Annotated in this window: 10 protein-coding genes; 4 read left to right on the forward strand and 6 right to left on the reverse strand. The window is 46.1% G+C overall.

Translation table 11 applies throughout. The features are described 5' to 3' along the window. Window positions 1-29: 29 nt before the first annotated feature. Window positions 30-2,234, reverse strand: a complete 2,205-nt coding sequence (gene rlmKL / locus FTV08_RS04110; RefSeq protein ID WP_071850358.1) for a bifunctional 23S rRNA (guanine(2069)-N(7))-methyltransferase RlmK/23S rRNA (guanine(2445)-N(2))-methyltransferase RlmL — start codon at window positions 2,232-2,234, stop codon at window positions 30-32. 232 nt (window positions 2,235-2,466) lie between these two features. Here rlmKL and FTV08_RS04115 point away from each other — a divergent pair, with 232 nt between their 5' ends. The 4 genes from FTV08_RS04115 to FTV08_RS04130 all read left to right on the forward strand — a co-directional run bounded on the left by FTV08_RS04115 (window position 2,467) and on the right by FTV08_RS04130 (window position 6,971). Further along, window positions 2,467-2,811, forward strand: coding sequence for a hypothetical protein (locus FTV08_RS04115; RefSeq protein WP_004280135.1), 345 nt, complete (start codon window positions 2,467-2,469; stop codon window positions 2,809-2,811). A gap of 224 nt (window positions 2,812-3,035) precedes the next feature. Continuing rightward, the gene (locus FTV08_RS04120) at window positions 3,036-4,052 is read left to right on the forward strand and encodes an aspartate carbamoyltransferase catalytic subunit (RefSeq protein ID WP_004280134.1); all 1,017 of its coding nucleotides are present in this window, start codon (window positions 3,036-3,038) and stop codon (window positions 4,050-4,052) included. A gap of 10 nt (window positions 4,053-4,062) precedes the next feature. Further along, window positions 4,063-5,298 carry a dihydroorotase gene (locus tag FTV08_RS04125; protein ID WP_004280133.1) on the forward strand — a complete coding sequence of 412 codons (1,236 nt, stop codon included), beginning with the start codon at window positions 4,063-4,065 and terminating at the stop codon, window positions 5,296-5,298. Between the two features lie 182 nt (window positions 5,299-5,480). Continuing rightward, entirely contained in the window at window positions 5,481-6,971 is a 1,491-nt protein-coding gene (locus FTV08_RS04130; protein ID WP_004729998.1) for an OmpA family protein, read from the forward strand. A gap of 54 nt (window positions 6,972-7,025) precedes the next feature. On the opposite strand, the gene FTV08_RS04135 is transcribed toward FTV08_RS04130, so the two are convergent. The 5 genes from FTV08_RS04135 to FTV08_RS04155 form a co-directional block, all read right to left on the reverse strand. Beyond that, window positions 7,026-8,438: a short-chain fatty acid transporter gene (locus tag FTV08_RS04135; RefSeq protein ID WP_071850356.1), complete on the reverse strand. Its 1,413-nt coding sequence runs from the start codon at window positions 8,436-8,438 to the stop codon at window positions 7,026-7,028. A gap of 96 nt (window positions 8,439-8,534) precedes the next feature. Next, a complete protein-coding gene (locus tag FTV08_RS04140; protein WP_004646586.1) occupies window positions 8,535-9,173 on the reverse strand; it encodes a CoA transferase subunit B in 639 nt (212 codons plus the stop codon). 2 nt (window positions 9,174-9,175) lie between these two features. After that, window positions 9,176-9,880 (reverse strand): CoA transferase subunit A, encoded by a 705-nt coding sequence (locus tag FTV08_RS04145; RefSeq protein ID WP_004729993.1) that lies wholly within the window; start codon window positions 9,878-9,880, stop codon window positions 9,176-9,178. Between the two features lie 93 nt (window positions 9,881-9,973). After that, complete coding sequence (locus FTV08_RS04150) at window positions 9,974-10,876, reverse strand: hydroxymethylglutaryl-CoA lyase (protein ID WP_180086732.1); 903 nt, start codon at window positions 10,874-10,876, stop codon at window positions 9,974-9,976. Next, window positions 10,873-12,867, reverse strand: coding sequence for an acetyl/propionyl/methylcrotonyl-CoA carboxylase subunit alpha (locus tag FTV08_RS04155; protein WP_180086733.1), 1,995 nt, complete (start codon window positions 12,865-12,867; stop codon window positions 10,873-10,875). The genes FTV08_RS04150 and FTV08_RS04155 overlap by 4 nt, the downstream gene beginning before the upstream one ends. Window positions 12,868-12,871: the final 4 nt, after the last annotated feature.

Raw genomic sequence — 12,871 nt, forward strand, 5'->3', positions numbered from 1 at the left:
GTGATAAAGACAGTTAATTCATCATCAAATTACACTTGCGGATGACGGATTTTCCAGGCACGGTGAATCTTTTGATTCCGCTTGAAGTCAGGTCCAATGGTTTCCTGGGTAATTTCTTCAACATCAAAGAAGGCCAGAATTTCTTCATCCATCTCAAAACCACGATAGTTATTTGAGAAATACAAGGTACCATCAGTGGTTAAGCGGTTCATCGCACGTTTTAACAGGGACAAATGGTCGCGCTGTACGTCAAAGGTCCCGTAGAATTTCTTCGAGTTTGAGAAGGTTGGTGGGTCGATAAAGATCAGCTCATATTGCTCATGACCTTCTTTTAGCCATTCGAAACAGTCAGAGGCAAAGAACTGATGCTGTTCATCCGCATGATCCACGGTTAAGCCGTTCAGAACAAAATTTTCTTTAGACCAGTTCAAATAAGTATTCGACAGATCGACGCTGGTTGTACTTGCAGCACCACCCAAAGCAGCATGTAAACTTGCCGTTGAGGTATAGCTGTACAGGTTCAGGAAGTGTTTGCCTTTTGCTTCACGTGCAATACGTAAACGCATTTGACGGTGATCCAGAAACAGACCGGTATCCAGATAATCGGTCAGGTTGACCAGAATCTTGGCTTGACCTTCCTGAACGATAAAACGCTTGGATGCTGTACTTTGTTTGGTGTACTGGTTTTTACCTTCCTGACGTGCACGGGTCTTGATAAAGATCGCATCACGGCCCAAACCGGTCACGGCACGAATGGCCTGTAAGGCCAGGTTGAAACGTTTTTTGGCTTTTTCCGGATCAATAGTTTTAGGTGGCGCATATTCTTGTACATGCAAACGCTCGCCATACAGATCTACTGCGACGTTAAAATCAGGTAAATCTGCATCATAGAGACGTAAACAATGGATCTGTTCCTTGACTGCCCATTTTTTTAGAGCTTGCATATTTTTGGTCAGACGGTTGGCAAACTCCATCGCACCTTCAATCGGTTCAAACTGCTGAGGCTGCCAGCTTTCTAGGAATGGACGTACCACTGCGGCCGGTTTAACCGTACCGAAGCGGATATAGATCGGCAATTTACCATTCATCAAACGCAGGATTTGCGGATCATTGAACGCCAGCACATCGGCCTGTTCCACTTGGGAGGCAATCACAGCCGCTTTTTGATTCGGGAAATTCTTTTGCAATAAAGCCGATAAACCCAGGTATAAAGAACGGTTTTGCGCTTTATCGCCGAGACGTTCGCCATATGGCGGGTTGGTCACGAAGAATACTTTCTTGCCTTCTGCATGGAAATCAGGCCAGTCATTTAAAGTCCGTTCTTCGATCATGATATTGTCGAGAGCAGCTTCAAAACCCGCCGCGATAATATTTTGTCTGGTGGCTTTAACCGCTTCCCAGTCCGCATCGAAAGCATAGAATTGTGGTAATGGATTTTCCATTGCCGCTTGATGACGTTCAGCAGCTTCGGCCTTGATGCTCATCCACAGTTCATGGTCATGGCCATTCCAGCCATTAAAACCGAAACGACGGACCAGACCCGGTGCACGGTCGGTCAAAATCATTAGGGATTCAATAATAAAGGTACCTGAACCACACATTGGATCGACAATGATGTCCGGATTAATCTGTTTAAGCTGGCCTTTTTGCAGAATCGCAGCAGCCAGGTTTTCCTTAATCGGTGCATCAGTCATGAAACGGCGATAACCGCGTTTATGCAAAGAGTCACCAGACAGGTCGAGGCAGTAAGTATGTTCTTTCTTGCCTGCCAGAATATACATGGTGATTTCTGGCTGTTTGGTGTCAATGCTTGGACGTTTGCCTACCGCTTCCATAAAGGAATCTACGACACCATCTTTGGCACGTAAAGTCGCGAACTGGGTGTTGACCTTGATGTCACGCTCGACATGCAAACGAATCGCAAAGGTGCTTTGTGGTGCAAAAATCAGCGACCAGTCGAAGCTGAGAGCCCCTTCATAGAGTTCTTCTGCCACATCACGGGCATCATGAGAAAATTCAATTTCATGCGTGTGGATTGGCATCAAAACACGTGAAGCCAGACGTGACCACATGCAGATACGATAAGCATTTTCCAGTGTGCCTTTAAAGGTCAAACGGCCCGGAAAACGCTCAATATTCTGAACACCTAAGCCTTGTATTTCTTCTTCTAATAAGGTTTCCAGACCATCGGCACAGGTGACCCAATAATTGCTTAAACGTGGAGAGGTATTCATATAATAGAGAGACCAAAAAAGATAAATAAAAAACTGCGCTAAGTTTACCGTATTTTTATATTGAAAGCTTTTGAAATTCTCTGAAAGGCCGTGGCATGTGATAGAGAAAAATAATATTCACACTATAAATTGAGGAACTGGTACGCATTTTGCTCTATACATGGCAAATCAGGCGGTCAGTCGATGGGGAGCGATGGCTGCCTGATTTTTCAATTTTATAATGGGGGTTAAGATGTTAGAGAATCAGTTACGCAACCATGACGCTTTTTCAGTGGCCACTTTAATTTATGCACGTTTACGACGTGTTTCAGGTCGGGTAATTGATGCAATTTATCTGGCAGAGAACCTGGATTATGCCCGGCATGTGATTCAACTGGCAGAGCAGACCCAAGACCCAGATTTGAATCATCTGATCCAGCGCCTGAAAATGGTACTGGAGATTTCGGAAACAGCACAAGATTCACCAACAGAATCTGCACACCCAAGCCAGCAGGAAGGGCTGATCTCGGTCGAACCGGATGAAGACGATATCTATCGTGCACAGGTGTCACATCGTTATATTGGTGCACTGCGTTAAACCTGAGATGGGTGTGAATGCTCCAGACTGAAGCGCCCGTTGGTTTTGTACTTAAAATCAGCAAGATGCAAATCGGGTTAAATTATCTTATTGAAAAAATACAAAGGAATCTGATTTTCTATTTTTAGTGTTCAGATGCTTTTTGTACAAGTAGCAGCGTGGCCAACTATAAAAATTCGCCAATCTCTGTATAATATGTTGACTTAACGCATAAGGAATCTCTCATGCACTTGGCGGCATTGCATACACCGAGCCAGATTCAACTCAATAAAGAAGGTAATCTAAAACACTTCTTGACCATCGAAGGTCTTTCTAAAGAAACCCTGACAAAAATATTGGACACTGCGCAGTCCTTTTTTAATGACCAAAATCAGCTGATCACCAATAATTTGCTCGAAGGTAAAACGGTGATGAACCTGTTCTTCGAAAATTCTACCCGTACCCGCACCACCTTTGAAGCCGCTGCCAAGCGCCTTTCTGCCAACGTTCTCAATATTGATATTGCCCGTTCGAGTACTTCCAAAGGTGAAACCCTGCGTGACACGTTATGGAATCTGGAAGCCATGGCGGCCGATATTTTTGTGGTACGTCATTCATCTTCAGGGGCAGCGCATTTTATTGCCAAAGATGTCTGCCCAACGGTGGCAATTATTAATGCCGGTGATGGCCGTCATGCGCATCCGACTCAAGCGATGCTGGACATGCTGACCATTCGCCGCGAAACCAATAAAAAATTCGAAGAAATGTCGATTGCCATTATTGGCGATATCAAGCATTCACGTGTCGCGCGTTCAGATGTGGCTGCCTTGCAAACTTTAGGTTGCCAGGATATCCGGGTGATTGCACCGAATACCTTGCTGCCATTGGGTTTTGAAGAATATGGCGATGGTGTTCGTCTATTTAACAATATGGAAGACGGCATCAAAGACTGCGACGTGATCATTACCTTACGTATTCAAAACGAGCGTATTGATTCTCCGGCACTGGCCTCGCAAGCAGAGTTCTACAAAATGTATGGCTTGAATAAAGAACGTCTTGCCATGGCCAAACCGGATTGTATCGTGATGCATCCGGGACCAATGAACCGTGGGGTTGAAATCGACTCAAGTATTGCGGATGGTCCGCAATCTGTGATTTTGAAGCAGGTGACCAATGGTATTGCCGTGCGTATGGCGGTGTTGGCTTTATCGATGCAAGGCCAGTTACAAGAACAAGGTTTGATTGAAGCGATTGCGGGTTAAGGAATAAGTCATGACTATTGTAAAAATTGAAAATGTCCGTGTTCTTGATCCGATCCAAAACACTAATTCTATCCAGACCGTGTATCTGGAAAATGGAAAATTCGTTGCAGAAACAGCAGACGTCTCTGAAACGATTGATGGTCAAGGCAAATGGTTAATGCCAACCATGGTCGATTTGTGTGCGCGTTTACGTGAACCGGGTCAACAGCAACACGGTACGCTTAAGTCTGAAGGAAAAGCGGCACGTGAAAATGGCATTTTGCACGTATTTACGCCACCCGATTCAAAGCCAATCGTACAAGATAATGGTGCGCTGATTCACGGTCTGGTCGAAAAAGCCATGCTGGATGGTGGGATCTATCTTCAAGTGATTGGTGCGCAAACCCAAGGCTTAAATGGTCAACAACCGGCAAATATGGCGGGCTTGAAAAAGGGCGGTTGTACTGCGGTTTCCAATGCCAGTGCGCCGTTTGCCAATGATGATGTGGTACTGCGTACCCTTGAATATGCTGCAGGCTTAGACCTGACGGTGGTGTTCTATGCGGAAGAACCACAAATTGCCAAAGACGGCTGTGTGCATGAAGGGTTTATTGCATCACGTCAGGGCTTGCCGATGATTCCGGCACTGGCTGAAACCGTGGCGATTGCCAAATATCTGTTGATGATTGAATCAACCAAAGTACGAGCACACTTTGGTCTGTTGTCTTGTGGTGCTTCGGTGGAATTGATCCGTATTGCCAAGGAAAAAGGCTTACCGGTGACCTGTGATGTGGCCATGCATCAGTTACATCTGACCGATCATTTGATTGATGGATTTAACTCTCTTGCACATGTACGCCCGCCACTCCGTTCTGAACAGGACAAAGAATTACTGCGTCAGGGTGTAAAATCAGGTGTGATTGATGCGATTTGTACTCATCATGAACCGCTGAGCAGCTCTGCGAAAATGGCGCCGTTTGCTGAAACGCAGCCAGGATTCACTGCTTTTGATACCTATGTGCCTTTTGGTCTGCAACTGATTCGTGAGGGGTTGTTGACTCCACTGGAATGGGTGGAAAAAGTGACCCTAGCTCCGGCTCGTGTTGCACAAATGGCAGATCGATGGATAAATGAATCAGGCTGGGTGCTGCTAGATCCGGAACTGGAATGGACCCTGAATAAAGAAAGCATCGTGTCACAAGGTAAAAATACCCCGCTAATTAATCAAAAAGTGCTGGGTAAAGTGGTTCAAACTTTTGCTGCTTAAGTGATCCCAATTTTATAAAAGTCAGCTTCGGCTGGCTTTTTTTATTTTTTAAATTTTGTGTTGGTAAAATGAGTACTCAACAAAAATAGTGAAACTTTATGATATTCATACAATTATTTACATTTTCAAAAAATGGGGATCGTTACACTGATTAAATATTAAACATTAGAAAAATCAAAAGAATGGTGACGATTATGAATATAGACTTTATAGAACGCCTAAAAAGCGATGTTACGGCGATTGTGCTTCAAGGTGAAACCGAGCATTTATTTGCCAAAGATCAAGCTTTGGCTCAATTCTATCCCATATTTTTAAGTATATTGCGTTCACGTCCCGCCTGGATCGAGAATCTTGGTCAGCAACTTAATCCAAAAATTCATGAATTATTCAATGCAAACCCGGCACTCAAGCAGCAATTTCTCGATCAAGTGGATCAGAGCGCGCCGCAAGATGAAATAGAGCATACCTTGAACCGGTCAATTGTACCGACCATGAATTTTTTACAGACTGAAGCAGGTGCTTCGAGTCCGGAAGCGATTAGCCATTTGCTGGAAACCCACGCCGATTCGATTCAGCGCGCATTACCCCTTTGGGCTGGCCCTATTCTGGCAGCGCTTGGAGTTTCACCCTTGGCAGGGCAGAATTTAAATCAGGAACCTGTATTGGCGGAACAGACCATCATTGTTCAGGAAGAAAGAAAAACCGGCTTTTTATGGCCGTTTATTATTTTTCTGATCCTGGCGGGTTTGATCCTGTTTTTGGTTCGTAGCTGCATGCAGGATGATGTTGAAGATTCAAATACCCAAGCGACCAGTGAAGTTGCTGCAGCTCAGCCTGCATCCTTGCGATTAAGTACAGGCAGTAATGGCGAAATTGTCAGTTGTCAATTACAGCTGAATAATCCGCAGTATATGGAAATTTTGCAAAACGAGATCAAACAGATCTTTAATTATAATATTGGTTGTGGGGCGCTGAGCAGTGAGGTTTATCATTCAGAATTTATTGATCAGGATACTATTCCGACTGTGTTGAGAACAATGCAGGGAATGCCAAATGTGTCACTTGACTGGATTGGCAATCAGGTTTCAGTGCGTGCAGCAACCAATGCAGAGGCCGAGCGTCTGGCAGCACAAATTCGTAGTCTGGCCAAAAATGTCACAGTGGTGACCCAGCAGCCGCTCAATAGAAGTGACGTGATTAATACCGCCAATAGTGAGGCAGAACAAGCCTTGGCCAGTATCAAGACCGATAATGTTAAAGCGCTGGATGTGGCGACTGCACTGAATTTACAGATCATTAATTTTGATACGGCATCGACTGAAGTTCCCGAGGTCAATAAATTGGTGCTGGATCAGGCTGCTGCATTATTGCAACGAGCACCGCATGTCATTCTGAAGGTTACAGGACATGCCGATGCTCAGGGTAGTGAAGCAGAAAATAAGGTGCTGTCTGTGCAACGAGCTCAAGCGATTACCAGTTATCTCGTTGGAAAAGGGGTCAATCCTGCACAGTTACAGGCAGTTGGCATGGGAGAGGATCAGCCGGTTGAACCCAATGCCACACCTGCCGGACAGTTTCAGAATCGTCGCGTGACCTTTGAGGTCGTGAATACCGAAACGGGAATTGTACGTGAAGTAGATGATGAAGGTGTAGTTGAGAAGACAGGAAATTAAGAGAGCGGCCTAAATAAAAAAGGACGAATTTTTGTCCTTTTTTATTATCTTAAATTAAGAAAATACCGGCGGGCTATAAGTCAATGTCCGACCAAGGAACCATAGCAGGAACAGTACCAAAGGCAGATGGAAAATCAACTGGGTCACCGTAAATCCAATCACATCTTTGGCTTTTAATTTCAGGATACCCAACATCGGAAGCATAAAGAATGGATTAATCAGATTCGGCAAGGCTTCTGCCGCATTATAAATCTGTACCGACCAGCCCAGATGCACTTTCAGGTCATGCGCAGCCTGCATCACATAGGGCGCTTCGATAATCCATTTCCCTCCGCCAGAAGGAATAAAGAAACCCAGAATCGCCGAGTATAAGCCCATCACGATGGCAAAGGTTTCCTGTGAGGCAATGGAAACAAAGAACTCGGCAATGTAATGTGACAAGGACAGATCGGCCGGGTTTAGCGCATTGGTCATCATAAAGGCAATACTGCCATACAGTGGAAACTGGATCAGTACCCCTGAAATAGCCGGAACGGCCTTTGAAACTGCATTCAGAAAATTTCGTGGTGTACCGTGCAAGGCCACGCCCAAAATCAGAAAGATAAAGTTATAGGTATTTAAGCTGGAAATGGCCAGAATCGGATTGCTTTTGGAAAATTCGTTAAACATCCAGACTGCGCCCAGAATCACAATCAGAATGCTTAAAATGGGTGAATTTTCCAGCCAATCCCCCGGTCTTTTTTCGGCAGATACTTCCGTTTTTTCTTCTTCAATCTGAATCGGGAAGTGTTCAATGGTTTTAATGTCAGAGCCTTTAGGAGCTGACCAGTAAGCAATTGCAATTGAAGCTACAATCAGTACCGCCGTCATGATCATAGACTGTGGCAAGAAAATAGTCTCAGTAAATGGAATCACGCCCGTCAGATTATAGATCGGTTCGAGTAAACTGCTTTTATTGGCCTGTAACTGTGCAGCAGAAGAACTGATGCCCAGCGCCCAGGTCGCACCCATTCCGATAATCGCAGCAGCCGCAGCAGCGCGGTAATCCATGTTAAGCTCTTTACGCTGTGCCAGTGCAATCACTAGGAGTGCAGTCAGTACAGTACTCATGGCCCAATTAATCAGAGAAATTAACAGGCTGACCGTGGCGACCAGGACAATCGCACCACGACCGGAATGTGGCAGGCGCGCCATTTTCTGGATCAGAAGCTGGACAGGCTTAGATACGGAAACCACATAACCGACCACGATCAGCATGCACATCTGCAAGGTAAAGGGAATCAGGCTCCAGAAGCCGTCTCCAAAGGAAATCGCGACATCCTGTGCGGGTGCACCAATTCCGATGGCGGCAATCGCCACAATGATGACGCCAAGCAGGGCAAAAATATAAGAATCCGGAAACCATTTTTCAGACCAGTCGCTGACGCGCAAGGCGAAGCGCTGCAAAATATTTTGTTGAGTTTGCATGATTAAAATCCATTTATTCTGCGATTATTATTTTGAAATGAAACAGCTATATATAAAAAAGCCCTTAAGATGCTTCATTCTTAAGGGCTGGCTGGATCAGGCAGCGTTACGTAGTAGCGCTACCCCCGTGACTTTTTGAATCTCTTCAAAACTTACCTCTGGTGCCAGTTCAACCAGTCGAATTCCATCAGGAGTAACATCCAGTACACCGAGATCGGTAATAATCCGGTTCACCACAGCCTGGCCGGTCAGCGGCAGACTACATTCTGGAACTATCTTAGGTGTACCATCTTTGGCGCAGTGTTCCATCAAGACCACGACCTTTTGTACACCCGCGACCAGATCCATGGCACCGCCCATGCCTTTGACCTTTTTGCCTGGAATCATCCAGTTGGCCAGATCACCAGTTTCGGACACTTCCATAGCACCCAGAATGGCAATATTGACATGACCGCCACGGATCATGGCAAAGGAGTCGGCACTTGAGAAAAATGAAGCACCTTTACGCGCGGTAACCGTCTGTTTACCGGCATTGATCAGGTCGGCATCCACTGTCTCCTCGGTTGGAAATTCGCCAATCCCCAGCAGGCCATTTTCCGACTGCAGCCAGACATTGATATTTTCCGGAATATAGTTCGCGACTAGCGTCGGCAGGCCAATCCCTAGATTGACGTAGAAACCATCTTCAAGCTCTTGTGCCGCGCGCTGCGCCATTTCATTACGTGTCCAAGCCATGATCAAGCCTCCGCCTTTAAAGTCATCTGTTCAATACGTTTTTCCGGTTGAGCATTCAGGACTATCCGGTTCACATAAATTCCCGGAAGATGGATTTCGTCCGGATCTAGCACGCCAATTTCGACAATCTCTTCGACTTCAGCAATGGTAATTTTGCCGGCCATGGCACAGACCGGATTAAAGTTCTGGGCGGTTTTACGGAAAATCAGGTTGCCGGCTTTATCGGCCTTATAGGCTTTAACCAGAGCAACATCAGCTGTTAAAGATTCTTCCAGAATGTAAGACTTGCCATTAAATTCACGGACATCCTTACCTTCAGCGATCACGGTTCCTACACCCGTCGCCGTATAAAAAGCCGGAATACCGGCACCGCCAGCACGTAATTTTTCTGCCAGTGTACCCTGTGGGGTCAGCTCAACTTCCAGTTCGCCATTTAAATATTGACGTTCGAATTCCTTGTTTTCACCGACATAAGAGGAGATCATTTTTTTAATCTGTTTTGTTTCCAGTAAAAGCCCCAGACCGAAGCCGTCTACACCGGCATTATTGGAAATACAGGTCAAATTTTTGGCACCAGTTTCTTTTAGGGCCGTGATCAAAGCTTCTGGAATACCACATAGGCCGAAACCACCGACAGCCAGAGTATGACCATCTTGCACCACATCCTTTAAGGCGGATTGAGCGCTGTCATAAACCTTGTTTGACATCTTGTCACCTCTATTGTTATTACAGCAGACTTAAATCTGCTGTTTATATCCTTATGGGTTGCTTAAGTTTATTTTGCTCAAGCATGATTATTGTTAAGCACAGGCTTTTTGCCAGTAGGCATTGGCATAATTGGATGGATTATTGCGCTGCAAGACTTCACTGATATTACGACTGGCCTGCATCAGTGCATCTAGCTGAATACCGGTTTCAAAGCCCATATTCGAGAGCAGGTAATACAGGTCTTCGGTCGAGACATTGCCAGATGCACCTTGGGCATAAGGACAGCCACCCAGTCCAGCAATGGAGGAGTCAAAGACCCGAATGCCTTGCAACAGTGACTGATAAATATTGGCAATCGCCATGCCGTAGGTATTATGGAAATGACCTGCCAAAACTTTAGTATCAAGTTCAGCCAGACAAGCCTCCCAGACATTTCTTACCCGATCCGGTGTTGCTGTACCAATGGTTTCACCCAACGACACTTCATAGCAGCCCATCTCCAGCAAACGCTGCGTGACTTTCACCACCTGCTTGGGATCAATGGCACCTTCATAAGGACAGTCCACCATGCAGGAAACATAGCCACGTACCTTAATATCATTGGCTTTGGCTGCTGCCATGACATCGGCAAACTTCTCGAAGCTTTCATCAATCGAGCAGTTGATGTTTTTGCGGGTAAAGCTTTCAGAAGCTGCAGTAAATACCGCCACTTCCTTGCAACCCACAGCCAGTGCCGATTCAAAACCTTTCATGTTTGGGGTTAATAAACTGAACTGAATATTCGGATCTTGGGGTAGGCTGGCAAAGAGCACATCACTTTCTGCCATTTGCGGTACCCATTTGGCTGAAACGCAGGAGCCGACTTCGATGGACTGCAGACCGGTTTTCATCAGGTCCAGAATCAGGTTTTTCCGGTCATCCAATGTCAAAGGTATTTTTTCATTTTGCAGGCCATCGCGTGGCCCGACCTCTACGATTTTGACAAAATCCGTCATGCCACTTCCTCCGCCAGAGGCTGGAACTCGACCAGTTCATCACCGGCTTTAACCTGATCACCCTTCTGAAAATATGAGCTTGCGATGATGCCGTCATGCGGTGCGCGAATCGAGTATTCGATCTTCATGGCTTCCAGCGTCATCAGCACATCATCTTTTTTGACTTTGTCATTGGCTGCCACGAGCACCTGGGTAATGACACCTGGCATTGGTGCGATCAGGTTATTTTCCGTGCCTTGTTCATCCTGATTATTAAAATCAGACTTCAAGTAATTAAACTTATAGCCTTGACCATTCTGGAACAGGGTAATGCCTTGCTCACTCTGGCTAAAAGCCAGTTTTTGCTGTTTACCCGCCAGTTGCAAGGCTAAAGTATGGGCATCGACGAGTTGACCCTGAATCTGAATTTGCTGACCGTTATAGCTGGCAACAAAGCCTTGATCTTGGGTGCTGAACTGAATTTTCAGGTTAATGCCATTGCGTTGTAATTGCACTGTATGGCTATTTTGCTGGTTCAGGCGCCAGAATGCTTTTTGCTGCCACACCGGATTGCTTGGAACGGGATTCTGTGCTTGACGTGCCAGGAATTCAATCAGTGCGGCACTGACCACCAGTTCGGCACTGATATCCGCAGAAGGTTTGAGCAGGAATTCCTCTTCACGCTGAATCAGGCCAGTATCTAAATGTGCATTTTTAAACGAGTCACACAGCACCAGGCGATCTAGAAAAGCAATATTGTTACCCAGACCATCAACATGGAACTGACCCAGTGCATGGTGCATCTGGGTTAGGGCTGCTTCACGGTTTTTGCCCCAGACAATCAGTTTGGCAATCATCGGATCATAATAAGTGCTGATTTCATCGCCTTCGACAATACCGCTATCCACACGTACACAGTCACTTTGCTCCGGATAATGCAGGTAGCTGATCTGACCAATCGCAGGAATAAAGCCTTTTTCCGGTTCTTCGGCATAAACACGGGCTTCGAGTGCATGTCCATGAATCTGCAACTCATGCTGCTGCTTCGGTAAAGGTTCACCAAAAGCCACGCGCAGTTGCCATTCCACCAGATCCTGTCCGGTAATCATTTCCGTCACTGGATGTTCAACCTGAAGACGGGTGTTCATTTCCATGAAGTAAGCTGTGCCGTCTTGCTCCACGATAAACTCGACTGTACCGGCACCGACATAATTTACTGCACGCGCAGCATCGATTGCCGCCTGACGCATCGCCTCCAGTTTGTCTTCCGGCATTTTCGGTGCAGGCGCTTCTTCCAACACTTTCTGATGGCGACGCTGTACCGAGCAATCACGTTCGAACAGATGTACATAATTGCCGTGGGTATCACCAAACACCTGCACTTCAATATGACGTGGCTGAATCACATAACGTTCAATCAGAACGTCTTCATTGCCAAAACTTGAACGTGCTTCACTCTTGCATGAAGCAAGCGAGCTAAGAAAATCTTCGCTGCGTTCCACCAGACGCATGCCTTTACCGCCACCGCCGGCACTGGCCTTGATCAGTACCGGATAGCCAATATTGTCTGCCTGCTGTTTCAGGAAGTCGGCATCCTGATTGGTACCATGATAGCCGGGGGTTAGAGGCACACCGGCTTTTTCCATCAGCGCTTTAGAGGTGGCCTTTAGACCCATTGCCAGAATGGCATCGACTGGCGGGCCAATAAAGACAATATTGTTGTCCTGACAGGCCAAGGCAAACTGGTCATTTTCGGACAGGAAACCATAACCGGGGTGAATCGCCTGGGCACCAGTGTTTTTGGCTGCCTGAATAATGCGATCAATTTGCAAATAACTTTGTGCTGCTGGCGATTCACCAATATAGATCGCTTCATCGGCCAGTTTCACATGTTGTGCCTGAGCATCGGCATCGGAGTATACAGCAACGGTGGCAATCCCTAATTTCTTCGCTGTACGAATGACACGGCAGGCAATTTCACCACGGTTGGCAATTAAAATCTTTTCAAACATCGTA

Origin of the sequence: Acinetobacter sp. YH12226, from assembly GCF_013417805.1 — a bacterium.
In the GTDB taxonomy this organism is placed as follows: Bacteria; Pseudomonadota; Gammaproteobacteria; order Pseudomonadales; family Moraxellaceae; genus Acinetobacter.